The organism is Achromobacter veterisilvae, assembly GCF_037619525.1.
Classification (GTDB): Bacteria; Pseudomonadota; Gammaproteobacteria; order Burkholderiales; family Burkholderiaceae_B; genus Achromobacter; species Achromobacter veterisilvae.
Genome location: NZ_CP148753.1, coordinates 5,923,593 through 5,950,423 on the forward strand (window position 1 = coordinate 5,923,593; position 26,831 = coordinate 5,950,423).

The window sequence follows — 26,831 nt, forward strand, 5'->3', positions numbered from 1 at the left end:
CCGCAGTTTGTTGCGCAAAAACTACTCGGGAATAACCTTTATTTCGGCGAGTGCCGGAAACGAGGCGAAAACGGCTGGAGAAAATCGCCTAAACCAGCATAAAAACAAATTGTTGAATTAATAACAAATTAATACATTCATTTTTCGCATCGCGGCGGGCGATCTGCCCGGCCGCGTGGAAAGCCGTTCGGACAACGAGATCGGCACCCTCTTCGCCGCGCTCAAGCGCATGCAGGAAGGGCTGACCCGCACCGTGACTTCCGTGCGCCGCGGCGTGGAGGAAATCAACGTCGGCGCGGCGGAGATCGCGGCCGGCAACGCCAACCTGCCGGTCTGCACCGAGGAGCAGGCCGCGACCCTGGAAGAAACCGCGTCCACCATGGAAGAACTGGCGGTCACCGTCAAGCAGAACGCGGAAAACGCCGCCCAGGCCAACCAGTTGGCCGCGGTCACGCTGGCGCTGGGGGCGGGTGGCTTACTTCCTGCGGCGCAGCAAGGCGTACAGGATGATGGCGCCGAAGGTGGCGGTGCCGATGCCGCCCAGCGTGAAGGTGCCCAGCCTGACGGTAAAGTCGCCCGCCCCCAGCACCAGCGTGACCGCGGCCACGATAAGGTTGCGGTTGTCGCTGAAATCCACCTGGTTGACCACCCAGATGCGGGCGCCGGCGATGGCGATCAGGCCGAACACCACGACCGACATGCCGCCCAGCACAGGCCCGGGTATCGTCTGGATCAAGGCGCCGAACTTGGGCGAGAAGCCCAGGACGATGGCGATCACGGCGGCCACCACGAACACCAGCGTGGAGTAGATGCGCGTGACGGCCATCACGCCGATGTTCTCGGCGTAGGTGGTGACGCCGGTGCCGCCCACGGCGCCGGACAGCATGGTGGCGACGCCGTCTCCCACGAAGGCGCGCCCCAGGTAGCGGTCCAGGTCCTGGCCGGTCATGGCGCTGACGGCCTTCACGTGGCCCAGGTTCTCGGCCACCAGGATGATCGCGACGGGCACGATCAGGCCCATGGCCTCGGCCTTGAACACCGGCGCGGCGAACTGCGGCAGGCCGAACCAGGCCGCCGCGGCCACCGCCGAAAAGTCGATCGGCTTGCCCAGGCCCAGGCCGTTGGCGAAGATGCCGTACACCACGCAGGCCAGGATCATGCCCACCAGGATGAGCAGGCGCTGCACCATGCCCTTAGTGAATACCGCGATGCCGCCCACGCAGAGGATCGTGACGATCGCCATCGCGCTGTCGAAGCCCGATGCCCCCATGGCGCCCTTGGCGGCGATGGGCGCCAGGTTCAGGCCGATCACGGCGACCACCGCGCCCGTGACCACCGGGGGCATGAGCGTGTCGATCCAGTTCGCGCCGCCGCCGGCCCGCGCGTTGGCGAACCAGACGGCCACGCCGATCAGCGTATAGGCCAGGCCGCAGGCGATGATGGCGCCCAGCGCCACGCCGATATTGGCGTTCGCGCCCCCGCCGGCATAGCCGGTCACCGCGATCACCCCGCCGATGAAGGCGAAGCTGGACCCCAGGTAGCTGGGGACCCGCCCCCCGACGAACAGGAAGAAGATCAGCGTGCCGATGCCCGACATCAGGATGGCGACGTTGGGATCGAAGCCCATGAGCAGCGGCGCCAGCACGGTGGACCCGAACATGGCAACGACGTGCTGGGCGCCCATGGCCACGTTCTTGGGCCAGGACAGCCTTTCGTCGGGCGCGATGATGACGCCGGGCTCGGCGTCGTCGGCCAGGCGCCAGCGCGGAAAATAGGAATTGGACATGGATTCCCCGGGGAGTAATTCGAATGGAGGATTCAGACTGCGAGCGGGCGCCAGTGTAAAGGGGGCCGCGAAGGGCCGGCAATATTTAAGTTCTCCGCCGCAATGCCGTATTGGTAGAAACCCCGAAATTCCTACAGGCAACAGGAGCAACCATGGCGATCGATTCCCTCAGCGGCACCTCCCGGCTCAGCAACCTGGCCGATCTGTGGGCCGAGAAGATCCAGGCCAACAAAGAGGCCAAAAGCTCGCAGTCCTCGCAAGCGTCGGTGACCTCCCAGGACGGCGGGCTGCGGGTCAACAATCCCGGCGGCATGAAGATCGGCGGCGCGCAGTCGGCCGAAGACACCGACAACGACGATGAATTCACCCGCCAGATCAAGGAATTGCAGAAGCAGTTGAAGCGGGTCATGGACCAGATCGCCAAGGTCAGGGCCAGCGGCATGTCCGCCGAAATGAAGGCCCAGCAGTTGCAGGCGCTCAATGCCCAGGCGGCGCAGATCCAGGGGCAGATCGCGCAGGTAATGGCGCAGCAGGCCCGGGCGCAGCAGGGCGGCGTGTCCACCACGGCGTAGCGCGCGGGGCCGCCCCCGCTGATGGGCCGCATCAAAATTTCTGATTGGACGCATCGCGGACCAGACATTACTGTCTCCGGACAAATCTAAAACCACGGAGACAACCATGCACGCAATGCGCACAGCCCTCGCAGGGGCGCTGCTGGCCGTTTGCGCCGCGCCGGCCCTGGCCGGCACGGTGACGGTGATCACGTCGTTCCCCAAGGACCTGACCCAGGCCTATAAGACCGCGTTCGAAAAGGCCAATCCCGGCATCACGCTGGAAATCCTGAACAAGAACACCGTGTCGGGCATCGCCTATGTGCGCGAAACGCCCGCCGGCCAGCGCCCCGAAGTGTTCTGGGCCAGCGCGCCCGACGCGTTCGAAGTGCTGGGCCGCGACAAGCTGCTGGCCAAGTCGTCCGACGTGGCGAACAAGGACGTGCCGGACAAGATCGGCAACTATCCCATCAACGATCCGGGCGGCATGTACCTGGGGCAGGCGCTGGCGGGCTACGGCATCATCTACAACACGCGCTACATCGCCGCGCACAAGCTTCCCGCACCGGTCGAATGGAAGGACCTGCTGGCGCCGCAATGGTTCGGCCACGTCGGCATCACGTCGCCGTCGCGCTCGGGCACCATGCACCTGACCGTCGAGACCATTCTGCAAGGCGAAGGCTGGGACGAGGGCTGGCGCACGCTGCTGCGCATGTCGGGCAACAGCAGCGCCGTCACCGAGCGTTCGTTCGGCGTGCCGGACGGCGTGAACAACGGCCAGTTCGGGGCCGGCCCCGTCATCGACTTCTTCGGCCTGTCCAGCAAGTATTCCAAGTTCCCGGTCGATTTCGTCTACCCGTCCGAAACCGCCATCGTGCCCGCCAACATCGCGCTGATCGACGGCGCGAAGAACACCGAAGAAGGCAAGAAATTCATCGCCTTCACGCTCAGCCAGGCGGGCCAGGAACTGCTGCTGGAGCCGAAGATCTCGCGCCTTCCGGTGCTGCCCTACTCCGCGCTTGCCGGCAAGATCCCGCCCGGCTATCCGGACCCGGCCGAAATCGCCAAGCGCAGCAAGGTGCAGTTCAATGCGGATCTCTCGCAGACGCGCTACTACGTGGTGCAGTCGCTGTACGACCAGACCGTCACGTTCCGGCTGAAGGAACTGCAGGCGGCCACCAAGGCCATCTACGACGCGGAAGCCAAGCTGGGCGACAAGGCCAAGAGCGGCAAGCCCGCGGAACTGCTGGACCAGGCCCGCAAGCTGGCCTGGGCGCCGATGGTCGACGGCAAGAAAGCCGCGGACCCGGCCTTCCTGGCCATCTTCGCCGGCAACAAGAAGGACGCCGCCGTGAACCAGCAGATCACGCAACTGGAAGGCGAGTGGAACGGGCGCGCCCGCGCCAACTATGAAGAAGCCGTGAAGCTGGCCAAACAGGCCGCGGCGCTCTGAGCGGCAAGCCCTGCGTACGGCGGCGGCGGACCGGATCCGCCCGCCGCCGCGACTTGCAACGATTTCGGGATTCTCGATGAATTATTCGGGCCATTCGCGCCTGCCCGCCGGCCCTGTGCTGACGGCGCTCCTGGTGTTCGGCTTTCTGCTGCTGTTCCTGGCCATTCCGGTCGGCACGGTGTTCTATACCGCCTTCGTGAACGCCGACGGCAGTTTCACGATGGGCCACTTCGGCGCCTTCTTCAACCAACCGCTGATGCAGGAGGCGTTCTTCAACAGCCTGTACGTGGCGGGCTGGTCGGCGCTGCTGGCGTCGCTCATCGCGGTGCCGCTGGCGTACTTCACGGTTCGCTTCGATTTCCGCGGCGCGCTCCTGATCCAGACGCTGGGCGTGCTGCCGCTGATCATGCCGCCCTTCGTCGGCGCGGTCGCCATGCAGTTGATCTTCGGCCGTTCCGGCAGCGTCAACCTGCTGCTGCAGGATTGGTTCGGCTTCACGCTGCCCTTCATGGAAGGCCTGAACGGCGTGATCTTCGTGGAGGCGCTGCACTATTTTCCGTTCATCCTGATGAACCTGGTCGTGGCGCTGCGCAACATCGACGGCGCGATGGAGGAAGCGGCGTTCAACCTGGGATCGCGCGGCTTCCGCCTGTTCCGGCGAGTGATTTTCCCGCTGGCGCTGCCCGGCTATGTGGCGGGCGCGTCGCTGGTGTTCGTCAAGGTCTTCGACGACCTGGGCACGCCGCTGGTGCTGGGCACCACCAACATGCTGGCCCCGCAGGCCTATCTGCGCATCACCCAGGTGGGCCTGGAAGATCCGCTGGGCTACGTCATCAGCGTCATCATGGTCGCGTTCTCGATCCTGGCGCTGTGGCTGTCGGCGCGCGTGCTCAAGGGCCGCGACTACTCCACCCTGCAAAAAGGCGGCAATTCGATCCACAAGCGCAAGCTGCGCCCCGCGGAAAGCGTGCTGGCCTATGGCTGGATCATCCTGGTCCTGATGCTGGTGCTGTCGCCGCACATGGGCGTGCTGCTGCTGTCCCTGGCCAGCGTCTGGAGCTTTGCGCCGCTGCCCGACGGATACACGCTGGCGCACTATTCCGCGGTGTTCTCCGAATCCCAGGGCATGATCGCCAATACCCTGCTCTATTGCGGCCTGGCCGCGGGCGTGGACGTGATCCTGGGCACCGCCATCGCGTACCTGATGCTGCGCACCCGGCTGCCGGCGCGCCAGTGGCTGGACTTCCTGGCGTCCGCCGCGCTCGCGATACCGGGCATCGTGCTGGCGATCGGCTTCCTGCGCACCTTCCGCGGCATCGAACTGCCCGGCACCGGCACGCTGCTGACCTCCTCGTGGATCATCATCATGATCGCGTACTCGGTCCGCCGGCTGCCCTACGCCCTGCGTTCTTGCGTGGCGTCGCTGCAGCAGATAAACATATCGCTGGAAGAAGCCGCGCAGTCGCTGGGCGCGACGCGCATGAGCACGATACGCCGCGTGGTCGTGCCGCTGATGGCCGGCGGCATGCTGGCGGGCTTCGTCACGAGCTTCGTGACGGCCGCCGTCGAACTGTCGGCCACGATCATGCTGGTCACGAAGGACAGCCAGGCGCCCATGAGCTACGGCATCTACCTGTACATGCAAAGCGCCGCGGGCCGCGGGCCCGGCGCCGCGCTCGGCGTCCTGGCGGTGGCCGCGGTCGCCATCGGCACGTATATCTCGCACCTGCTGGTGGAACGCGCCCAGACGCGCCAGCGGCCGGCGCGCCACGAAGGGGAAACGGAATGAAGAAGGTCAGCGTCGAATGCCGCAATATCCGGCTGTCCTACGGCAAGACCGAAGTGCTGAAGGACGTGAACATCAACATCGAGCCGGGCGAGTTCTTCGCCCTGCTGGGGCCCTCGGGTTCGGGCAAGTCCACGCTGCTGCGCCTGATCGCCGGCTTCAACCGCCATAGCGCGGGGCAGTTGCTGGTCGACGGCAAGGACATCAGCGGCACGCCGCCCTGGGACCGCAACATCGGCATGGTGTTCCAGAACTACGCGCTGTGGCCTCACATGACGGTCTGGGACAACGTGGCCTTCGGCCTGGTGGAGCGCAGGCTGCCGCGCGCCGAGATCCGCGCCAAGGTCGAGGCGGCCCTGGACCTGGTGGGCCTGTCCCAGTACGCCAAGCGCCGCCCCAACCAGCTTTCGGGCGGCCAGCAGCAGCGCGTGGCGCTGGCCCGCACCATCGTCATCGAGCCGCAGGTGCTGCTGCTGGACGAACCCCTGTCCAACCTGGACAAAAAACTGCGCGTTCAGATGCGCCAGGACCTGCTCAGCCTGCAGCGCCGGCTGGGCATCACCACCATCTTCGTCACGCACGACCAGGAAGAGGCCATGACCACCGCCGACCGGATGGCGGTGCTGGACCATGGCGTGGTGCAGCAGATCGGCGCGCCCAGCACCCTGTTCGACTACCCGGTGAACCGCTTCGTGGCCAACTTCGTCGGCACGATGAACGTGCTGGAGGGCGAAGTGCGCGAGCGCACCAGCGGCAGCGTGGTGCTGGCGGTGGAAGGCGTGGGCGACCTGCACCTGCCCCTGTCCGGCGACGCGCCGTCGGCGTCGCGGCTGGCGGCCAGTTTCCGTCCGCACACGGTGCAGATCGAAATGGCGGACGGCCTGGGGGACGCGCGCTACGTCTGGCTGCCGGGCATCGTCGAAAGCAGTGAATTCCTGGGCGAATTCACGCGCTACCAGGTGCAGATCGGCGAACAGCGCCTGACGGCCGACCAATCGCATCTTGCCGGCCTGTCGCCCTTCCCTGTCGGCGCCCCGGTGTCTATCGGGCTGGAACCCACCCAAGTGCGGCTGCTCGCGGCCTAAACTCGGGGCCATGGAAATCTATCAGATCCGCGCCTTCGTCACGGTCGCCCGGCTGGGCAACCTGACGAAGGCGGCCGAGGCGCTGTCCCTGACCCAGCCCGCCGTGACGGCGCAGATCAAGGCGCTGGAGCAAAGCCTGGGCGTGGCGCTGTTCGATCGCAGCGGCGGCCGGCTGGCGCTGGCCAAGGCCGGCGAAGTGCTGCTGCCCACTGCGGAATCGCTGCTGGTGCTGGGCGCGCAGTTCAAGTCCGAGGCCCAGCAACTGCAAGGCAGCCTGCACGGCGCGGTGGAGCTGGGCGTACCCAGCGAAAAACCCGATTTCCTGCGCCTGGGCGAGCTGGCCTCGGCGGTGACGCAGCGTCTGCCGCTTGTCGAATTGAAGACCCAGACGCTGCCCGCCGCCACCCTGGCGGAACAGGTCAGCACGGGCCGCCTGCCGGCCGCGCTGACCATCGCCTCCAACCCGCCTCGCGGCGTGCTGTGGCAGCCCCTGCGCAGCGTGCGCTACCGCATCGCCCTGCCCAAGGAACACGCCGCAGTGCTCAAGCGCGGCGGCTGGAAGGAGGTGGCGCAGTTGCCGTGGCTGGACGGCCCCTCCGGGAGCCACACCCACCTGCTGCTGCGCGATATGTTCGAGCGCCACGGCCTGTCGCCGCGCGTCGTGATGCAGAACGACGACCAGGCCAACCTGGACACGCTGGTGCGCGCCGGCGCCGGCTGCGCGCTGCTGCGCGAAGAAAACGCGCTGGCGGGCGCGGCGTCCAACGACTTCATCGTCTGGGGCCAGGCGCGGGTCGACGCGGTGCTGGCTTTCATCCAGCCGTACGAACGCGCTAGCGAGCCCGCGCTGGTCGCGTTAAGCTCGATCATTCAAACCATCTGGAAGCCGCGCGCGCCCATCGCGCCGGCCCAGCTCTAGGGCCTGCCGATGGCAGGCCTCCATCCCGCATCACGATCGTATGACTGAAATCTGGTTCATCCGCCATGGCGAAACCGACTGGAACCGCCAGCGGCGCCTCCAAGGCTGGCAAGACATCCCCCTGAACGAATTCGGCCGCAACCAGGCCGGCCTGCTGGCGGCGCGCATGCGCGAGGAAGCGCGCCACACGCCCATCCACGCCATCTACAGCAGCGACCTGCAGCGTGCCCACGCCACCGCCGCGCCCGTGTCCGAACAACTGGGGCTGCGCGTGCGCGTGGAGCCCGGCATCCGCGAACGCGGTTTCGGCGTGCTGGAAGGGCTGGACCACGACCGCATCGACGTGCTGGCGCCCGAAGCCGCGGCCGCCTGGAAAAGCCGCGATCCGCTGCGGCCGCTGGACGGCGGCGAAACGCTGGGCCAGTTCCAGTCCCGCGTGATTTCCACGGTGGACGATATCGCCGGCCGCCACGACGACGAACGCATCCTGATGTTCACCCACGGCGGCGTGCTGGACATTATCTGGCGCCATGCCTCCGGCGTGCCGCTGAACGCCCCGCGAGACGCGGCGCTGCTGAACGTCAGCATCAACCGGGTCGGCGTCCTGGGCCGCAAATGGCAGGTGCTGGACTGGGGCGACGTGGGCCACGTGGCCGATGAAGTCGGGGATGATGTGGTGCCGTGACGGTGCGTTGTCTTAATGCAGGTGTCTCACGCCCGAGAAGAGGGCCTTGTGTCTGACACCCAAGGAAGTGTCCTTGGCTACGCCGGGGCATCTCGTGGGTGTCTGACACCCGGGAAGCAGGACTTCATCCTGGCGAATGGTTCGTATGGGTGTCAGACACTGGGTCCGGCGCGGTAAGGGTGTCAGACGCTAGACCCGGCGCGGTTTGCGCGGCGCGTTGCGCGCCAGGCGGTCGTAGACGGCGTTGGGCAGCAGCCGCATCAGCTTGGCCACCACGCCCATCTGCCACGGGATCACCACATAGGACGCCCCGCGGCCGATGGCGGCGCGCGCGCGCTGCGCAAAGGCGTCCGCTTCCATCAGGAAAGGCATGGAATACGGGTTGTGGGCCGTCATGGCGGTCTTGATGTAGCCGGGCGCGATCGTCACCACGCGGATGCCTTGCGCCGCCAGTTCCAGGCGCAGGCTTTCGCAGTAGGTCACCACGGCGGACTTGGATGCGCTGTAGGCGCCCGCGCCGGGCAGGCCGCGCACGCCGGCCACGCTGGCGATGCCCACCAGCCGGCCCGCCCCCGCCGCCCGCATGGGCGCGATGAAGGGCTCGAAGGTGGCGACGGTCGCCAGCAGGTTGGTGTCCACGATGGCCTTGAAGACGTCGTAGTCCTCGCCATGGTCCGTGAGCGTGCCCGCGCTGATGCCGGCGCTGGCGACGACGACGTCGACCCGCCCGCCGCAAAAGGCGATGAAATCCTCGGCGGCGGCGTGCAGGGCCTGGCGGTCCCGGACGTCTACGGCGTAGCAGCGATGCTCGCCGGGCAGGCTGGCGGCCAGTTCGCGCAGCGCGTCTTCGCGGCGGCCCAGCAGCCCCAGGGTGGCGCCCGACGCGGCGTACTGCCGCGCCAGCGCGCGGCCCAGCCCGCTGCTCGCCCCGGTGATGAATACTCTGTCCATAGATGCCTGAAGCCCTTGTTCGCGTTGCAAAGAATTAGGGCACGCTCTCGCGTGCCCTACCCTGATGCTGGTTGCCGGCTTATCCGTGCAAGGAAGCGTGAAGCTCCTGCAGCGGGTAAACCTGCAAGCCCAGCCCTTGGCGCAGGTACTGCATGCCTTCGACCGCGGCGCGGGCGCCGGCGATCGTCGTGAAGAAGGTCACGCGGGCGGCCAGCGCCTGGGTGCGGATGGTGCGCGAGTCGGCGATGGCGTTGCGGCGCTCTTCGACGGTGTTGATGACCAGCGCGATCTCGCCGTTCTTCACCATGTCGACGATGTGCGGACGGCCTTCGGTGACCTTGTTCACCAGTTGCACGGGAATGCCGGCGGCCTCGATCTCGGCCGCCGTGCCGCGCGTGGCGACCAGCTTGAAGCCCAGCACGTGCAGGCCGCGAGCGACTTCCACGGCGAGGGGCTTGTCCTGGTTCTTCACGCTGATGAACACCGTGCCGGATTCCGGCAGGCGCACGCCGGCGCCGAGCTGCGACTTGACGAAGGCTTCGCCGAAGCTCATGCCCACGCCCATCACTTCGCCGGTCGACTTCATTTCCGGACCCAGGATGGTGTCCACGCCCGGGAACTTCACGAACGGGAACACGGCTTCCTTGACCGAGAAGTAAGGCGGCACGACTTCCTTCGTGATGCCCTGGTCGGCGAGCGTGCGCCCGGCCATGGCGCGCGCGGCGATCTTGGCCAGTTGCAGGCCGGTGGCCTTGGACACGTAGGGCACCGTGCGCGAGGCGCGCGGATTCACTTCCAGCACGTAGACGTCGCCGCCCTGGATCGCGAACTGCACGTTCATCAGGCCGCTGACGTTCAGGGCCTTGGCCATCATGGTGGTCTGGCGCTTGATCTCGGCGATTACGTCCGCCGACAGCGAGTAAGGCGGCAGGCTGCAAGCCGAGTCGCCCGAGTGCACGCCGGCCTGTTCGATGTGTTCCATGACGCCGCCGATGAAGACGGTTTCGCCGTCGGCCAGGCAGTCCACGTCCACTTCGGTGGCGTTGTTCAGGAAGCGGTCCAGCAGCACGGGCGAGTCATTGCTGACCTTCACGGCCTCGCGCATGTAGCGTTCGAGGTCCTGCTGTTCGTGCACGATTTCCATGGCGCGGCCGCCCAGCACGTAGCTGGGGCGCACCACCAGCGGATAGCCGATTTCGGCGGCGTGGGCCAGGGCCTCGGCTTCGGTGCGGGCCGTGCGGTTGGGCGGCTGGCGCAGGCCGAGCTTGTTGAGCAGCTTCTGGAAGCGCTCGCGGTCTTCGGCCACGTCGATGGATTCGGGGCTGGTGCCGATGATGGGCACGCCGTTCGCTTCCAGGGCGCGCGCCAGCTTCAGCGGCGTCTGGCCGCCGTACTGGACGATCATGCCGACCGGGTTTTCCTTGTGGACGATCTCCAGCACGTCTTCGAGCGTGAGCGGCTCGAAGTACAGGCGGTCGGAGGTGTCGTAGTCGGTGGACACGGTTTCCGGGTTGCAGTTGACCATGATGGTCTCGTACCCGTCGTCACGCAGCGCCAGCGCGGCATGCACGCAGCAGTAGTCGAATTCGATGCCCTGGCCGATCCGGTTCGGACCGCCGCCCAGCACCACGATCTTCTTGCGATCGGTGGGCGCGGCTTCGCACTCTTCCTCGTACGTGGAGTACATGTAGGCGGTGCGGGTGGCGAATTCGGCGGCGCAGGTGTCCACGCGCTTGTACACGGGGCGCACGTTCAACTGGTGGCGCAGCTTGCGCACCTCGGATTCCGAGGAATCCAGCAGGAAGGCCAGGCGGCGGTCGGAGAAGCCGCGGCGCTTGAGTTCCCACAGCGTGGCGTAGTCGAGGTCGGCCAGCGTCTTCTGTTCCAGGGCCAGTTCGATGTCGACGATTTCCTTGATCTGCGACAGGAACCACGGGTCGATGTGCGTGATGTCGTGCACTTCGTCCAGCGAGAAACCCTGCGCGAAGGCGTCGCCCACGTACCAGATGCGTTCGGGGCCGGGCTCGCCCAGCTCGACCTGCAGCTTTTCGCGGTCGGTGGTCTTCTGGTTCAGGCCGTCGACGCCGACTTCCAGGCCGCGCAGCGCCTTTTGGAACGATTCCTGGAAGGTGCGGCCGATCGCCATGACTTCGCCGACCGACTTCATCTGGGTGGTCAGGCGCGCGTCGGCGGTGGGGAATTTCTCGAAGGCGAAACGCGGCACCTTGGTGACGACGTAGTCGATCGACGGTTCGAACGAGGCGGGCGTGGCGCCGCCGGTGATTTCGTTCTTGAGTTCGTCCAGCGTGTAGCCCACGGCCAGGCGCGCGGCGACCTTGGCGATGGGAAAGCCGGTGGCCTTGGACGCCAGCGCCGACGAACGCGACACGCGCGGGTTCATCTCGATGACGATCATGCGGCCGTTCTTGGGGTTGACCGCGAACTGCACGTTCGAGCCGCCCGTGTCCACGCCGATCTCGCGCAATACCGCGATCGATGCGTTGCGCATGATCTGGTATTCCTTGTCGGTCAGCGTCTGGGCCGGCGCCACGGTGATCGAGTCGCCCGTGTGCACGCCCATCGGGTCCAGGTTCTCGATGGAGCAGACGATGATGCAGTTGTCCGCCTTGTCGCGGACCACTTCCATCTCGAATTCCTTCCAGCCCAGCAGCGACTCTTCGATCAGGAGTTCGCTGGTGGGCGAGGCTTCCAGGCCGCGGCGGCAGATGGTTTCGAATTCTTCGGGGTTGTAGGCGATGCCGCCTCCCGAGCCGCCCATGGTGAAGCTGGGGCGGATCACGGCGGGGAAGCCGGAGGTGCCGACTTCGGCCGCGATGCGGCGCTGCACTTCCCAGGCTTCGTCCATGCTGTGGGCGACGCCCGACTTGGCCGATTCCAGGCCGATGTCGGTCATGGCCTGCTTGAACTTCTGGCGGTCTTCGGCCTTTTCGATGGCGTGCTCGTTGGCGCCGATCAGTTCCACGTTGTGCTTCTTCAGCACGCCGTGGTGCGCCAGGTCCAGCGCGCAGTTCAGCGCGGTCTGGCCGCCCATGGTGGGCAGCAGCGCATCGGGCTTTTCACGCTCGATGATCTTTTCGACGGCTTGCCAGGTGATGGGTTCGATGTAGGTGACGTCGGCCGTTTCCGGGTCCGTCATGATCGTCGCCGGATTGCTGTTCACCAGGATGGTGCGGTAGCCCTCGGCCTTGAGCGCCTTGCACGCCTGCGCGCCGGAATAGTCGAATTCGCAGGCCTGCCCGATGATGATGGGGCCGGCGCCGATGATGAGTATGCTTTTTAGGTCTGTACGCTTGGGCATGATGCAATCTTTACTTTTGGCCGGACATCAGGCTGATGAACTTGTCGAACAGCTCCAGGATGTCGTGCGGACCGGGGCTGGCTTCGGGGTGGCCCTGGAAGCAGAAGGCCGGACGATCGGTGAGCTCGAAGCCCTGCAGCGTGCCGTCGAACAGCGAAACGTGCGTCACGCGCGTGTTGGCCGGCAGGCTGGCCGCGTCGACCGCGAAGCCGTGGTTCTGGCTGGTGATGAACACGCGCTTGGACTGAAGGTCCTGCACGGGGTGGTTCGCGCCGTGGTGGCCGGTCTTCATCTTGAGCGTCTTGCCGCCCAGCGCCAGGCCCATGATCTGGTGGCCCAGGCAGATGCCGAACACCGGCAGCTTCTTGTCCAGGAAGGCGCGCGTGGCGTCGATGGCGTAGTCGCAGGGCTCGGGGTCGCCGGGGCCGTTGGACAGGAACACGCCGTCCGGATTCAGCTTGAGCACCTCTTCGGCGCTGGTCTGGGCCGGCACCAGGGTGACGCGGCAGCCGCGGTCGGCCAGCAGGCGCAGGATGTTGGTCTTGGTGCCGAAGTCGTAGGCGACGACGTGGAACCTGGACTGGTCCGGCTTGGAAAAGCCTTCGCCCAGTTGCCAGGTGCCTTCGGTCCATTCGGCGCTGGCCTTGACCGACACCACGCGGGCCAGATCCTGGCCGGCCATGCCGGCGAAGCCCTGGGCCAGTTCGACGGCGCGTTCGGCGTCGGCGCCGACGAAGATGCAGGCGCCCTGGGCGCCTTTCTCGCGCAGAATACGGGTGAGCTTGCGGGTGTCGATGCCGGAAATGGCGACGATGCCCTGCTCGGAGAGGTACTCAGGCAACGATTGCGTGGAACGGAAGTTCGACACGCGGGCGGGACAGTCGCGGACCACCAGGCCGGCGGCATAGACGCGGTTGGCTTCCACGTCCTCGGCGTTCACGCCGGTATTGCCGATGTGCGGATAGGTCAACGTGACGATCTGGCCGCTGTAGCTGGGATCGGTGAGAATTTCCTGGTACCCGGTCATCGCGGTGTTGAACACCACTTCGGCAACGGTATGCCCAGGCGCACCGATCGACACGCCTCGAAAAATGGTACCGTCCGCCAGAGCCAGAATTGCAGGAGGGAAGCGGTTGATCCCCTCGGGAAAAAGTTGCGGCAGCACAGTAAACCCCGGTTTTAGAATCGATAATCAAACCTTCGGATTATACCTTGAGCGGCCGTTTTTCCCTCGGAACCGCGCCAAATAAGGCCGGAATCGGCATTTTGGCCTGTTTTGCGCGTCCGGGGTCGGTGATACGCTTAGGGCACCTTCAACCCTAGCTAGCTGCGAGCCGTATCGCCCATGTCCAGTCAACTTGACGCCTTGCGCAACCACACCACCGTCGTCGCCGACACGGGGGATTTCGAAGCCATGAAGGCGTTGCGTCCCACCGACGCCACCACTAATCCGTCCCTCATTCTCAAGGCGGTCCAGCAGGACGCGTACCGCCCGCTGCTGGAAAAGACCGCGCGCGACCACCGCGGGGCCTCGACGCCCGAACTCATGGACCGCCTGCTGGTCGCCTTCGGCCGCGCCATCCTGGACATCGTGCCCGGCCGCGTTTCCACCGAGGTCGACGCCCGCCTCTCATTCGACACGCGCGCCACCATCGAGCGGGCGCGCAGCCTGATCGCCCTGTACGAGGCCGCCGGCGTTCCGCGCGAGCGCGTGCTGATCAAGATCGCCTCGACCTGGGAAGGGATCCAGGCCGCCCGCGCGCTCCAGTCCGAAGGGGTGCACTGCAACCTGACCCTGCTGTTCTCCCTGCCCCAGGCCGTGGCCTGCGCGGACGCGCACGTGCAGCTCATCTCGCCTTTCGTCGGCCGCATCTACGACTGGCACAAGAAATCCGCCGGCGCGTCGTGGGTGGAGGAAGAGCGCTCGGGCGCCCAGGATCCCGGCGTGCAGTCCGTCACCCGGATCTACCACTATTACAAGCATTTCGGCATCGCGACCGAGATCATGGGCGCGAGCTTCCGCAACGTGGGCCAGATCCTGGCGCTGTCCGGCTGCGACCTGCTGACGATCAGCCCGGACCTGCTGACCAAGCTGGCCGGCACCCCGGGCGACGCCCCGGCGCAATTGCGCGCCGACGACGTTCCGGCCGGGATCGCCCGCATCGGCGCGGACGAAGTCACCTTCCGCACCCTGCTCAACGACGATGCGATGGCCAGCGAAAAGCTGTCGGAGGGCATCCGTCTGTTCGTGGCGGACGCGGTCAAGCTGGATTCGCTGATCGAGGCGCAGCGCGCCTGACGCGGAAACGGGCCATGCGCCGGCCGCCGGATGCCCGCGAAAGCGGGCCTACCGGTGGTCGTGCGAATGCACCTGCAGCGCTTCGAGGAAGCGCGACACCATGTTGTAGGCCGCGACCGTCGCGGTCAGCTCGACCATCAGCTTGTCGGAGCCCATCGCGGCCCGGGCCGCCTGGAACACCGGTTCCGGCACCTGCACGTGGCGCGTCATGGCGTCGGTGTAGGCCAGCACCGCCTTGTCGCGCTCGCCGAAGAGGCTTGAGCTTTCCCAGTCGGCCAGCGCGTCCAGTTGCGCCTGCGACACGCCTTCCTTGAGGGCGATCGGGGCGTGCTGATCGGCCTCGTAGGGCGCGCCGTTGATGACGGCCACGCGCATGATCACCAATTCGCGCAGGTCGCCGGGCAAGGTGCTGAGCTGGCGGATCGACGTCAGGTAGTTGAGCCAGCCGCCCGCGACGGCGGGGCTGTGCAGCAGCATTTGGTAGAGGTGCAGGACGCTGCCGCGCTCGGCGACGATGCGGTCGACCAGAGGCTGTGCTTCCGGATGGGTCAGGTCGGCATAAGGCAGGCGGGCCATGGAAACTCCGTAGGGGTGATGGGGGCTTGCTAGAGCTTTTCGGTTTCGCCGGACCGGGGCTGCCATTTCATCAGGCGTTTTTCGCCCGCGCCGACGATGGCGTCCAGGACCAGCGCGAAGGCCGTCAGCACGATGATGCCCGCGAACACGGTGTTCACGTCGAACGTGCCTTCGGCCTGGAGGATCAGGTAGCCCACCCCGCTCGCCGACCCCAGGTACTCGCCCACCACCGCGCCCACGAAGGCCAGGCCCACGGAGGTGTGCAGGCTGGAGAACACCCAACTGGTCGCCGACGGCAGGTACACGTGCCGCAGCAGTTGGCGCTGCCGCGCGCCCAGCATCCTGGCGTTGTCCAGCAGGGTCGGGCTGACTTCGCGCACGCCCTGGTAGACGTTGAAGAAGACGATGAAGAACACCAGCGTCACCGCCAGCGCCACCTTGGACCAGATGCCCAGGCCGAACCACATGCCGAAGATGGGCGCCAGGATGACGCGGGGCATGGAGTTGGCGGCCGTGATGTAGGGATCCAGGATGGCGCTGGCGTTCCGCGAGAGCCCCAGCCACAGGCCGAAGGCGAGGCCGGCGATGGTGCCGATGAAAAAGGCCAGCACGGTTTCGGTCAGGGTCACGCCCAGGTGGGTGTAGATGTCCGCATTGGTGACGAACCAGGCCCAGATGCGGCCCCACACCTTCAGCGGCTCGCCGAAGAAGAACGCCACCTTCGGATCGCGCGACGCGAAATGCCACACCAGGAGAATGACGACGAGCAGCAGCAACTGCCAGAAGCGCAGGCTGGCCGAACCGGGTTTGATCAGTTTGGGCATGGCTCAGGCTCGCTTTTGTTGGGCATAGCCCTTCAGGACTTCTTCGCGCAGCACGCCCCAGATGGCGGCGTGCAGTTCGACGAACCGCGGATCGGCGCGCACTTCGGCCACGTCGCGCGGACGCGGCAGGTCGATCGCGAATTCGCCGATGGGGTGCGTGCCCGGCCCCGCCGACAGCACCACCACGCGGTCGCTCATGGCGATGGCTTCGTCCAGGTCGTGCGTGATGAAGAGCACGGCCTTGCGCTTGGCCATCCACAGGTCCAGGACCTCGTTCTCCATGAGCTGGCGCGTCTGGATGTCCAGCGCGGAGAACGGTTCGTCCATCAGGATGATGTCGGGATCGCGGATCAGGGTCTGCGCAAGCATGGCGCGCTTGCGCATGCCGCCCGACATCTGGTGGGGATAGCGGCCTTCGAAGCCGCCCAGGCCGACCCGGCGCATCCATTCGCGGCCGCGCTCCTGCGCCTCGGGCCGCGGCACGCCCGCGAAATCCAGGCCCGCCACCACGTTGTCCAGCGCGCTGCGCCAGGGAAGCAGCGCCTCGCCCTGGAACATGTAGCCCGCCCGCGAGTTGATGCCGGCCAAGGGCTGGCCGAACACTTTCACCTGGCCCGACGACGGCGCCAGCAGGCCGGCGCTGACGTTGAGCAGCGTGGACTTGCCGCAGCCCGTGGGCCCTACCACCGACACGAACTCCCCCGGCGCGATGGCCAGGGAAGTGTCGGTTACCGCGGTGTACCGCTGACTGCGGTCGTCACGCGAGACAAAGGTGCAACTGATGTTTTCCAGCGAAAGCGCGGCTTCAGCCATTGGGGTATTTCTCGTTGGCGCGGCGCGCGAAATCGTTGGTCCAGACCTTGGACGGGTCGATCTTCGAACCATCGAAGTCCGCCTGGTAGGCGGCCAGCGCCTTGAGCGCGGTGGCGGCGCCGTCCTCGGGGATCAGGCCGTCGGGCGACAGGCCTTCCAGGCTCTTGCCGATGGCGGCCTTGTAGACCGCCGGGTCGCCCAGCAGGTAGGTCTCGGGCACGACCTTGGCGATCTCGTCCGGGCCGGCTTTCTGGATCCATTTGTCGGCGCGCACCAGCGCGTTGGCCAGCGCCTGGGCGGTGTTGGGATTGGCGTCGAGGAAGGCCTGGGGCGCGTACAGGCAGCCCGCCGGCATGTTGCCGCCGAAGATTTCCTGGGTGTCCTTGAGGGTGCGCGTATCCACGATGATCTGGATGTCGCCCGGCATCTCCAGCATCGACACCACGGGGTCGGTGTTGGAGATGGCGTCGATCTGGCCGCTGCGCAGGGCGGTCACCGCGCCGGCGCCGGCGCCCACGCCGATGATGGACACGTCCGAGGCCTTCAGGCCGTGCTTGGCCAGGAAGAAGCTGACCACCATGTTGGTGGACGAGCCCGGCGCGGTCACGCCGATCTTCTTGCCCTTCAGGTCGGCCGCGCCCTTGTAGTTGGGCAGGTTCTTCTTGGAGACGCCCACGCCGATCATCGGCGCGCGGCCCTGCAGCACGAAGGCGCGGTAGGCCTGGCCCTTGGACTGCATGGACAGCGTGTGTTCGAACGCGCCGGAGACGATGTCGGCGCTGCCGCCCACCACGGCCTGCAAGGCCTTGGAGCCGCCCGCGAAGTCCGCGATGCTGACGTCCAGCCCTTCGTCCTTGAAATAGCCGCGGGCTTCCGCGATGGACAGGGGGAGATAGTAGATCAGCGGTTTGCCGCCGACTGCGATCTGGACCTTGGTCTTTTCCAGTTTCTGGGCGCGCACGATGGCGGGCGCCATGCCCATGACGCCGGCGGCGCCGGCCATCTTGAGCAGATCACGGCGAGTGACTGACATGTGGTTGTCTCCTAGTTGTCGGGTCTACCGATAGCGCCGGTCTTCGCCAGTTCGTCGATAGCCGCTGAATCATACCCCAGCGATTTCAGGACTTCCTCGGTATGTTCCCCTAATACCGGGCCCACCCAGCGCGTCTCTCCCGGGGTTTCGGACAGTTTGGGCACGACCGCCGGCAGCTTGACCGGACTGCCGTCGGCGAAGCGGTGCTGTTCGATCATGCGGCGCGCCAGGAACTGCGGATCGCCGAACATGTCGGCCACGCTGTAGATCTTGCCGACGGGCACGTCCGCGCCCTTGAGGATGCCCAGCGCCTCTTCGATGCCGCGCCCGCCGCACCATTGCTGGATCGCGCCGTCGATCTCATCGACGCGCCGGGCGCGGCCGTCGTTGCGCGCCAGCCCGGGATCCGAGGCCAGGTCGTCCCGGCCGATCGCCCGCATCAGCCGGTTGAAGATCGCGTCGCCGTTGCCGGCGATGACGATGTTCTGGCCGTCGCGGGTGGTGTAGGTGTTCGACGGCACGATGCCGGGCAGCGCGCCGCCCGTGCGCTCGCGCACGACGCCGGCCACGTCGTATTCGGGCACCAGGCTCTCCATCATGTTGAACACGGCCTCGTACAGGGCCACGTCCACCATCTGCCCCTGCCCCGCCCGGCAGTCGGCGCCCTGCTTGCCGTTCCAGCGCCCGCCCGTGGCGTCGCGGTGGCGCAGGGCCATCATGGCGCCGATGACGCCGTGCAGCGCGGCGATCGAATCGCCGATGGAGATGCCGACCCGCAGCGGCGGCCGGTCCGGATGGCCCGACACGTAGCGCAGGCCGCCCATGGATTCGCCGATCGCGCCGAAGCCCGGCTGGTCCTTCATGGGGCCCGTCTGCCCGTAGCCGGACAGGCGCACCATGATGAGCGCCGGATTGACGGCGCGCAGTTGTTCGTAGCCCAGCCCCCATTTCTCCAGCACGCCGGGCCGGTAGTTCTCGACCACCACGTCGGCGTCCAGCGCCAACCGGCGGGCGATCTCCCGCGCGCGGGGGTCTTTCAGGTTGAGCGCGATGGACCGCTTGTTGCGCGCCTGCACGGTCCACCACAGGGAATTGCCTTCGTGCAGATGGCGCCAACTGCGGATGGGATCGCCGCCGCCCGTGCCGTCCGGCCCGTGGGGCGTCTCCACCTTGATGACGTCGGCGCCGAATTCGCCGAAGATGCGCGCGGCGAACGGGCCGGCGATTAGCGTGCCGAGTTCCAGGACCTTCAGGCCGGTCAGCGCTGACATCGTTTGTCTCCTCGCGGTTTTTTCCTGGCGGCCTTCGATGCGTTGCCGAAGGCTCACGATTTGGTATTGGCGCCTCGCTGCCCGCGCCAGCGGGCAGCGAGGTGGCTTTTACCTTTAGGTTGTCTTGCGCTCCATCAGCGCCCAGGCGATGGTGCCCGCGTCCACGTATTCAAGCTCGCTGCCGGCGGGCACGCCGCGCGCCAGCCGCGTGACGCGCAGGCCGCGTTCTCCCAGGGCCTCGCCCAGGAAATGCGCGGTGGTCTCGCCTTCCGCGGTGAAGTTGGTGGCCAGGATGACCTCCTGCACCTCGCCGTCCGTGGCGCGCTTGATCACGCGGTCGAAATCCAGCTCGCGCGGGCCGATGCCCTCCAGCGGCGCCACCCGTCCCATCAGCACGTAGTACAGGCCGCGGTAGCCGTGGCTGGACTCGATCATGTTCTGGTCGGCCGGGGTTTCGACGATGCACAGCAGCGAGCGGTCGCGCTTGGGATTGCTGCACGTGCCGCAGACCTCTTCTTCCGAAAAGCTGTTGCAGCGCGCGCAATGCTTCAGGTCCCGCACCGCGCCCGCCAGCGCCCGCCCCAGCATGTCCGCGCCTTGCGGATCATGCTGCAACAGGTGATAGGCCATGCGCCTCGCGGAACGCACGCCCACGCCGGGCAGGCGCCGCAGCGCCTCGATCAGCGATACCAGCGGTTCGGGTTCGGGCAGTAAGGGATCCATTGCGGGCCAGAGCCTGTGGATGCGGCCGGCTTCAGAACGGCAGTTTCATGCCCGGGGGCAGCGGCATGCCGGCGGTGACGGACGCCATCTTTTCCTGGGAGGTGGCCTCGGCCTTGCGCAGCGCGTCGTTGAACGCGGCGGCGACCAGGTCTTCCAGCATGTCCTTGTCGTCGCCCAGCAGGGACGGGTCGATCGCGACGCGCTTGACGTCGTGGCGGCAGGTCATGGTGACCTTGACCAGGCCGCCGCCCGAGGCGCCTTCGACCTGGATCTCGGCCAGCGCGTCCTGCGCCTTCTTCATGTTTTCCTGCATCTGCTGCGCCTGGCGCATCAGGCCGGCCAGTTGTCCTTTCATCATGATCGGTGCTTCCTTGAACGAGGGGAATGAGAGATTGCCGCCGCCTCAGGCGGCGGCCGGGGGATCGACGTGGCGGATGGAGCCGGGGACGACCTGACCGCCGAAATCCGCCACCAGCGCCTGCACGAAGGGATCGACGGCGACCGCGTCTTCGGCCGCCTGCTGGCGGGCGGCGCGTTCGGCCTGGGCCACGGCGTGCGCCGTGGCGTCGCCGGTCACGCCGACTTCCACGTCCAATCGTATGCCCTGGCCGAAATGCTCGCACAGCACGGTCTGGAGGCGGACGCGGCTTTCGCTTTCGGCCAGCGTCTTGACGGCCACGCGCAGGACGATCGCATCGCCCTGCACGCCGGCCCATTCGCTTTGGCGCGCCAGTTCCGCGGCCAGGCCGGTGACCGGCAGGCGCGCGGCCAGCTCGGGCCAGCCCGCCGGGGTCATGTCCGCCATGCGGGCGCGCGACGAGCGCTTGCGGGCCGGCGCCGGGCCTTCGCGCCGGGCGGGCGCGGCCGGGACCGGCGCCGCGCTCGGCGCGGAGGCCAGGGTTTCGAAATCATCGTCGTCCGGATCCGCCGTAAAGCCGTTGTCCGGCGCGAAGCCGCCTTCGGCGGCGTCGAACGGGATTTCCTCGTCGACCCAGGACGGCGGGCCGTCGCCGGCATCCGCGGCGGGCGCGGCGGCAACGACGGCCGCAACGGCCGGCGTGACGGCCAGGGCCGCCGAGCCGGCCGCCTTGCCCGCGGCGTCGGAGGCGGCAGCCGGCAGCTCTTCCCAGGGCGGCACGCCGCCGTGCGGGGGGGCTTCGGCCGCGGCTGCCGCGGCGGGCTGCGGTTCGGGTTCGGGTTCGGCGCTAGCCGGCTCCGGCGCAGCGGACGCGGCGGGCTCCGCCGGGGCGGGCGCCTGGGGAACGGGCGCGGGCTCGGGAACGACTGCGGGAGCGGGAGCGGCTACGGGTGCGGGTGCCGGCGCGGCCTGCACGGCGGCGGGCGCGACGGCCGGCGGCGGCGCGGCGGAAGCCACGGCGGCGACCGGGTCGGCCGTCTGGCGGGCCGGCGCGGCGGGCGCTTCCAGCGCGGTCTGCGGGCCGGCCTCGCCATTGAGGGCCAGCATGCGCAGGCAAGCCATGATGAAGCCGGCGTATTCGTCGGGCGCCAGCGTCAGTTCGCTGCGGCTGTGCACCGCCACGGAATAGAACAACTGCACGGCGTCCGGATGCAGGGTCTGCGCCAGGCGCGCGATGTCCGCGGCCAGCGGATCCTCGGCGGCCGTGACCCCGGCCACGCGCTGCTCGATGGCCACGCGCGACAGCAGCACGGCCAGGTCGGCCAGCGCGCCGGCATAGGACAGCCCGCGGATCGCCAGTTCGTCGGCGACCGCCAGCACGCCCTTGGCGTCGCCCGTGGACAGCGCGTCCAGCAGGCGCACCAGGTGCCGCTGGTCGATGGTGCCGAGCATGCCGCGCACGGCGTCCTCGGTCAGGTTGCCGGCGCTATAGGCGATGGCCTGGTCGGTCAGCGACAGGGCGTCGCGCATGGACCCGGAGGCTGCCTGCCCGATCAGCCGCAAGGCCGGGACTTCGAAGCCCACTTCTTCCTGGCCCAGCACGGCCTGCAAGTGCCCGACGATGGAATCGGCCGGCATCTGCTTCAGGTTGAACTGGAGGCAGCGCGACAGCACCGTCACCGGGATCTTCTGCGGGTCGGTCGTGGCGAGGATGAACTTGACGTGGGGCGGCGGTTCTTCCAGCGTCTTGAGCATGGCGTTGAACGCATGCCCGGTCAGCATGTGGACTTCGTCGATCATGTAGACCTTGAAGCGTCCCGCGCCGGGCGCGTATACCGCCTGTTCCAGCAACTGCGTCATTTCCTCGACGCCGCGGTTCGAGGCCGCGTCCAGTTCGAGGTAGTCGACGAAGCGGCCCGCATCGATTTCCGTGCACGCGCGGCACACGCCGCAAGGCTTGGACGTGATGCCCGTTTCGCAGTTGAGCGATTTGGCCAGAATGCGCGAAAGCGTGGTCTTGCCCACGCCGCGGGTTCCGGTGAACAGCCAGGCGTGGTGCAGGCGTTGCGTGTCGAGCGCATGCGTCAGCGCGCGCACCACGTGATCCTGTCCCACGAGGGTATCGAACGATCGCGGCCGCCACTTGCGGGCCAGTACCAGATAAGTCATGGGTGGATTGTAGAGCCTGTTTTGAGAGCTGGCTCGAAAAGGCGGGCCCAGCTCCTGGAGTTCGGCGCGCAAGCCCCGGCGCCCATGCCCGAGGGGACTCCCGCCGAGGCCTGAAATGCAAAGGGGACGGGTTTATTTTCGTGGAGCGCGTCCATGGAAAATAACCCCGTCCCCGAAGAAAACAAAGGGTCATGCGGTAATCATGACCCTTTGTTTTGAAGAATCCGGATGGCGAGCCTTACTCCGGCACTGACCCTAAACGACTATGGCTGCTTCGTTCCCGACCTGACCAGGTTCACCGTCGAACCATGCGAAGGGGCCCGCCACTTGGAATTCTAGCAGAGCTGCGCTTCGCTTGCTCGCTCGAATTCCAAGTGGCGGGCCCCGGGGGGCGGGATGTGGGCCCCCTCCCCAGCCCTCCCCCCGGGGGGGAGGGAGTTAGGACCTCGCTTCGCTGGTCCTTTCGGCTCGCTTCGCTTTGCCTTGCTCTTACGGTCTGTGTCTGACACCCGTACGGGATGGCCGTCCAGACCTAACGGATCTGCCCGGGTGTCTGACACTCTGCTCGCTTCGCTTTGCCGTCCCGCTCTGGTCTGTGTCTGACACCCGTACGAGATAGCCGTCCAGACCTGATGGATCTGCCCGGGTGTCTGACACCCTGGCTCGCTTCGCCTTGCCGTCCTACTCCGGCCTGCTCCGACCTGTGTCTGACACCCGTACGAGACGCCCATCCAAGCCCAACAGGCCTGCCCGGGTGTCTGACACCGACCCAATCACATCAATGCTTCAAGTCGATCCACGCGCGCGCCCGGGGGAAGTACAGCGCCGCCCTCGCCTTGCGGCCGTCCAGCGCGGTCACCTGGGTGCAATAGCGCAGCAGTTGTTCGCCGTGCCGCTGGCGCATGCGCTGGGCGAAGGACTCGGGGGGTTCGCCGGGGTGCGGGCGGCCCGTTTTGTAGTCGACGATGAGCCAGCCGTCTTCGGTGCTCAGGGCCAGGTCGATCACCGACACCTTGCCCGCGGCGTCGATCAGCGGCCATTCCCGGCGCGCGCCGGACTGCGATAGCAGCCACAGGCCGCGCTCGTCGGCCAGCGTGGCCTGCAGGGTTTCCAGCACGGCTTCGGAAGCCGCGTCCGCCTGGCTCGCGGGGATGCCGGCCCGGGTCAGTTGGCGGCGCATCGCGGGCAGGCGTTCGGCCAGGACCCCGGCCGGCCACGCGTCCACGCCGTCCTGTCCGATGCGGGCCAGCCAGGCATGCGCCAGGGTGCCGATGGCCGCGTCGTAGCCGGCTTCCAACTGCCACGCCGGATGTTCGCCGCCCTCGCCCCAGACGCCGCGCGAGGCGGTGGCAAAGCCGGGGCTGGCCACCTCGTCGGCCACGCGCGACAACTGCGCCAGGCCCGCGCCGTCCACGCGCCGCAAGGGTTCGCCCTGCCACTCGGGGCCGTCGGCGGCCTCGGGCGCGGCTTCGTCTTCCAGCGCCGGCGGGACCGGGGCGGCAAGGCAGGGCCACAGGCGGCCCAGCAGACTGGCCGACGGCGGCGCCTTGACCTGGCCGCTGGCCTCGTCCACCGACAGATGGCCCACCAGATGCAGACGCTTGCGCGCCCGCGTCGCCGCCACGTACAGCAGCCGGTCGACCTCGTAGGAAGCCCGGCGCGCCTCGCGCGCGCCCAGGTAGCGCGACACCGGGTCGGCCTCGGTTTCCGCGCGCGGCTTGACCGGGCCGAACAGCACGCGGCCGCCGCTTTGCTCGAAGCGCACGAGCGGCGGCTGGTCTCCGCGCGGCGCGCGGTGCAGGCCGTACAGGATGACGGTTTCGAATTGCAGGCCCTTGGACTTGTGCATGGTCATGATCTCGACCGCGCCCTCGTCCTCGTCCGCCGCGTCCGGCGCGGCGAAGAGGCGCGCAATCCCCGCGTCCAGCGCCGCCGGATCGATGGCGCCGTGCGGCGCCAGGCGCTCGACCAGTTGGAACAGGCTTTCCGCGTCGTTGGCCACCGACAGGCCCGCGTACAGGCCCGGCCCGCCCAGGCGGCGCCACAGCGATTCCACCCAGGCCGCGAACGGCATGGCGCCCGATGCGTTGCGCTTGTCCAGCAGGACGGCCGCCACCTGCCGCAGGCGCGCGAACTCGTCCGCGCCCAGCGCTTCCTGGGCGGACGGGGTCTCCGGCGCCTCGGGCGCGGCGTCGAACAGACTGCCCTGCGGACCGGCGCCGGCCGCGGCCGGCGGGGCCTGGGGCGCGATGCGCAGCGCGCGCTCCAGCAGGACCGGCACCGGCGTGACGTGGTCGTCGCCGAACAGACGCTGCAACGACGTCAGCGTCAGGCCGCAATACGGCGCGCGCAGCACCGACAGCCAGGCCAGCCGGTCGCCGGGATGGGACAGGGCCCGCACCAGTTGCACCAGGTCGGCGACCACCGGCCGCAAGGCCAGCGGCACCAGGTCCACCGCGCGGCAGCGTATGCCCTCCTGGGCCAGCCGGCGGGTCAGGTTGCCCAGGTGGCTGCGCGCCCGCACCAGCACGGCGACGGGGTGTTTGGCGCCTTTGTGGTCGATCAGCGCCTGGCGCACCAGGCCCACCGCGATGTCCTCGGCCTGCGCTTCGGCCGGCGCCGCGCCTTCGCGAGACCAGGCCGGATGGAAGCGCACGGCCGGTTCCGGCAGCGCCTCGTGGAAGGCGGTGGACGGGCTGTAGGCGATGGCGCCCGCCGTGGCGTCGCTGCGCCGGGGCAGCAGCTCCGCGAACGACCGGTTCACCCAGTCCACGATGCCCGCCTGCGAACGGAAGTTGTCGGTCAGGTTCAGGAAGTCCGGCTGCAATTCGCCCACGCCGATCTCGGCGACTTCAAGGAACAGCCCCACCTCCGCCTTGCGGAAGCGGTAGATGGATTGCATCGGGTCGCCCACCAGGAACAGGCTGCGGCCGTCGCCGGCCTGCCAGCCGGAGGTCAGCGTGCGCAGCAGGTCCAGTTGGGTCTGGCTGGTGTCCTGGAATTCGTCGATGAGCAGGTGGCGGATCGACGCATCCAGCTTCAGCAGCAGTTCGCCCGGATCGTCGGCGCTGCCCAGCGCCGACGCGGCGCGCTGGGCGATCTCGATGAAGTCGACTTCGCCCGTGTCGGCGAAACGCAGCCGCAGTTGCGCCACCGCCAGCGCCAGGGTCATCAACTGCGCGCCCAGCACTTCCCATTGCGCGTCGGTGAAATGCGGCGCGGGAACGTCGCGCACCGCATGAAGACGGCGCACCCAGGGCGCCTGGGCGTCGGCGGCCTCCAGCCAGGCCACGAAGGGTTCCTTGTGCGCGCACTTGGCCGGAAAGCCCAGGTTCTTGTTCACGGTCTTGCGCAGCGTGCCGGTGCCGGTCAGCAGCAGGTGCGCCACGGCCCGCCACTGGTCCAGCATGCCGGCGTCGGGCAGCAGTTCCTCGGTCCAGTCCACGAGCGCCAGCAGCTTGTTTTCGTCTTCGCCGTCCTGCAAATGGGCGGCGGCCAGGCGGGCCGGGCCGCAAAGCGCTTCGGCCCAGCCGAAGGGCATGGCCTCGCAGAGCGCGTCCAGGTCTTCGCCGATGGCATCGGCCAGCGTGGCCTCCATCGCCTCGCGGTCGGACCCGTGGCGCAGCAGCGGCAGCCATTGGTCGCGCTGGCCCAGCATGTCGGCGATGGCCTCCTTGGCCGCCTGCACGTCCACATCCAGGTGCTTGAGCAGGATGCGCACCGCCTCGTAATCGTCCGCCAGTTCCAGCGTGGCGCGCGCCGCGGCCTCGTAATGGGCGCGCGCGTCGTCGGTGATCTCGGGCATGCCGCCCAGTTCCGACAGCCAGGGCATGCTGCGCACCAGCCCCGCGCAGAAGGAGTCGATGGTGCGGATGGCCAGGCGGGCCGGATGCTCCAGCAGGTGCCAGCCCTGCTCCGCGTTGCGCGCCAGCGCGGCGCGGGCCAGTTCCCAGCTACGGCGCTCGTGCATGGCCTCGGGCGGGCCGTCGAGGCCGCGGCGCAGCTTGCTGAGCACGCGCGCGTGCATTTCCGAGGCGGCCTTGCGGGTGAAGGTGATGGCGACGATTTCTTCCGGGCGGTTCACCGTGGCCAGCAGCGCCAGGATCCGGTCTGTCAGCAGTTCGGTCTTGCCCGAGCCCGCCGGCGCCTGCACCAGGAACGAGCGTGTCGGGTCCAGCGCGGCGGCGCGCGCGGCGTGGTCGTGCGGCAAGCGTTCTTGTTCAGCCATGG

The 26,831-nt window shown here is 67.8% G+C and carries 20 protein-coding genes, 1 other RNA gene and 1 pseudogene; 8 read left to right on the forward strand and 14 right to left on the reverse strand.

What is annotated here, in order from left to right:
* Positions 1 to 145: 145 nt before the first annotated feature.
* A pseudogene (locus WHX56_RS27540) lies at positions 146 to 493 on the forward strand (HAMP domain-containing protein); the annotation flags it as partial.
* On the opposite strand, the gene WHX56_RS27545 reads toward WHX56_RS27540, so the two are convergent.
* Positions 476 to 1,786, reverse strand: coding sequence for a solute carrier family 23 protein (locus WHX56_RS27545; RefSeq protein WP_287755662.1), 1,311 nt, complete (start codon positions 1,784 to 1,786; stop codon positions 476 to 478). The pseudogene WHX56_RS27540 and the gene WHX56_RS27545 sit on opposite strands and share 18 nt — an antisense overlap.
* A gap of 152 nt (positions 1,787 to 1,938) precedes the next feature.
* Here WHX56_RS27545 and WHX56_RS27550 point away from each other — a divergent pair, with 152 nt between their 5' ends.
* The 6 genes from WHX56_RS27550 (at position 1,939) to WHX56_RS27575 (ending at position 8,265) form a co-directional block, all read left to right on the forward strand.
* Entirely contained in the window at positions 1,939 to 2,358 is a 420-nt protein-coding gene (locus tag WHX56_RS27550) for a FlxA-like family protein (RefSeq protein ID WP_338879528.1), read from the forward strand.
* A gap of 106 nt (positions 2,359 to 2,464) precedes the next feature.
* On the forward strand, positions 2,465 to 3,790 hold the full coding sequence (locus tag WHX56_RS27555; RefSeq protein ID WP_338879529.1) for an ABC transporter substrate-binding protein: 1,326 nt from the start codon (positions 2,465 to 2,467) through the stop codon (positions 3,788 to 3,790).
* A gap of 76 nt (positions 3,791 to 3,866) precedes the next feature.
* A complete protein-coding gene (locus tag WHX56_RS27560) occupies positions 3,867 to 5,579 on the forward strand; it encodes an ABC transporter permease (protein WP_129241728.1) in 1,713 nt (570 codons plus the stop codon).
* A complete protein-coding gene (locus tag WHX56_RS27565; protein ID WP_129241729.1) occupies positions 5,576 to 6,661 on the forward strand; it encodes an ABC transporter ATP-binding protein in 1,086 nt (361 codons plus the stop codon). The genes WHX56_RS27560 and WHX56_RS27565 overlap by 4 nt, the downstream gene beginning before the upstream one ends.
* A gap of 10 nt (positions 6,662 to 6,671) precedes the next feature.
* On the forward strand, positions 6,672 to 7,580 hold the full coding sequence (locus tag WHX56_RS27570) for a LysR family transcriptional regulator (protein ID WP_129241730.1): 909 nt from the start codon (positions 6,672 to 6,674) through the stop codon (positions 7,578 to 7,580).
* Positions 7,581 to 7,620: 40 nt separating this feature from the next.
* Positions 7,621 to 8,265, forward strand: coding sequence for a histidine phosphatase family protein (locus WHX56_RS27575; protein ID WP_338879530.1), 645 nt, complete (start codon positions 7,621 to 7,623; stop codon positions 8,263 to 8,265).
* Positions 8,266 to 8,454: 189 nt separating this feature from the next.
* Here the strand turns inward: WHX56_RS27575 and WHX56_RS27580 are convergent, their stop codons facing one another.
* From WHX56_RS27580 to carA, 3 genes are all read right to left on the reverse strand, one after another.
* Positions 8,455 to 9,216 carry an SDR family oxidoreductase gene (locus WHX56_RS27580; protein ID WP_129241732.1) on the reverse strand — a complete coding sequence of 254 codons (762 nt, stop codon included), beginning with the start codon at positions 9,214 to 9,216 and terminating at the stop codon, positions 8,455 to 8,457.
* Positions 9,217 to 9,295: 79 nt separating this feature from the next.
* Positions 9,296 to 12,535 carry a carbamoyl-phosphate synthase large subunit gene (carB, locus tag WHX56_RS27585; RefSeq protein ID WP_129241733.1) on the reverse strand — a complete coding sequence of 1,080 codons (3,240 nt, stop codon included), beginning with the start codon at positions 12,533 to 12,535 and terminating at the stop codon, positions 9,296 to 9,298.
* 10 nt (positions 12,536 to 12,545) lie between these two features.
* Positions 12,546 to 13,700 (reverse strand): glutamine-hydrolyzing carbamoyl-phosphate synthase small subunit, encoded by a 1,155-nt coding sequence (gene carA, locus WHX56_RS27590; RefSeq protein ID WP_287754183.1) that lies wholly within the window; start codon positions 13,698 to 13,700, stop codon positions 12,546 to 12,548.
* 180 nt (positions 13,701 to 13,880) lie between these two features.
* Between carA and tal the strand changes: the two genes are divergently transcribed.
* Complete coding sequence (tal, locus tag WHX56_RS27595) at positions 13,881 to 14,834, forward strand: transaldolase (RefSeq protein ID WP_338879531.1); 954 nt, start codon at positions 13,881 to 13,883, stop codon at positions 14,832 to 14,834.
* A gap of 48 nt (positions 14,835 to 14,882) precedes the next feature.
* Here the strand turns inward: tal and WHX56_RS27600 are convergent, their stop codons facing one another.
* The 10 genes from WHX56_RS27600 to WHX56_RS27645 all read right to left on the reverse strand — a co-directional run bounded on the left by WHX56_RS27600 (position 14,883) and on the right by WHX56_RS27645 (position 26,829).
* Entirely contained in the window at positions 14,883 to 15,410 is a 528-nt protein-coding gene (locus WHX56_RS27600; protein ID WP_129241735.1) for a carboxymuconolactone decarboxylase family protein, read from the reverse strand.
* Positions 15,411 to 15,439: 29 nt separating this feature from the next.
* Positions 15,440 to 16,234, reverse strand: coding sequence for an ABC transporter permease (locus WHX56_RS27605; protein ID WP_129241736.1), 795 nt, complete (start codon positions 16,232 to 16,234; stop codon positions 15,440 to 15,442).
* Positions 16,235 to 16,237: 3 nt separating this feature from the next.
* A complete protein-coding gene (locus tag WHX56_RS27610; protein ID WP_129241737.1) occupies positions 16,238 to 17,047 on the reverse strand; it encodes an ABC transporter ATP-binding protein in 810 nt (269 codons plus the stop codon).
* On the reverse strand, positions 17,040 to 18,080 hold the full coding sequence (locus WHX56_RS27615) for an ABC transporter substrate-binding protein (RefSeq protein WP_129241738.1): 1,041 nt from the start codon (positions 18,078 to 18,080) through the stop codon (positions 17,040 to 17,042). Before WHX56_RS27615 ends, WHX56_RS27610 begins: the two co-directional genes overlap by 8 nt.
* Before the next feature lie 11 nt (positions 18,081 to 18,091).
* On the reverse strand, positions 18,092 to 19,351 hold the full coding sequence (locus WHX56_RS27620) for a CoA transferase (RefSeq protein ID WP_338879532.1): 1,260 nt from the start codon (positions 19,349 to 19,351) through the stop codon (positions 18,092 to 18,094).
* A 114-nt stretch (positions 19,352 to 19,465) separates the two neighbouring features.
* A complete protein-coding gene (gene recR / locus WHX56_RS27625; RefSeq protein WP_129241740.1) occupies positions 19,466 to 20,074 on the reverse strand; it encodes a recombination mediator RecR in 609 nt (202 codons plus the stop codon).
* A gap of 31 nt (positions 20,075 to 20,105) precedes the next feature.
* Positions 20,106 to 20,432, reverse strand: coding sequence for a YbaB/EbfC family nucleoid-associated protein (locus WHX56_RS27630; protein ID WP_042794716.1), 327 nt, complete (start codon positions 20,430 to 20,432; stop codon positions 20,106 to 20,108).
* 45 nt (positions 20,433 to 20,477) lie between these two features.
* A complete protein-coding gene (locus tag WHX56_RS27635) occupies positions 20,478 to 22,601 on the reverse strand; it encodes a DNA polymerase III subunit gamma/tau (RefSeq protein WP_338879533.1) in 2,124 nt (707 codons plus the stop codon).
* 227 nt (positions 22,602 to 22,828) lie between these two features.
* Positions 22,829 to 22,926: signal recognition particle sRNA small type (gene ffs, locus WHX56_RS27640), an RNA gene on the reverse strand.
* Positions 22,927 to 23,379: 453 nt separating this feature from the next.
* Positions 23,380 to 26,829, reverse strand: coding sequence for a UvrD-helicase domain-containing protein (locus tag WHX56_RS27645; protein WP_338879534.1), 3,450 nt, complete (start codon positions 26,827 to 26,829; stop codon positions 23,380 to 23,382).
* Between the last annotated feature and the right edge of the window lie 2 nt (positions 26,830 to 26,831).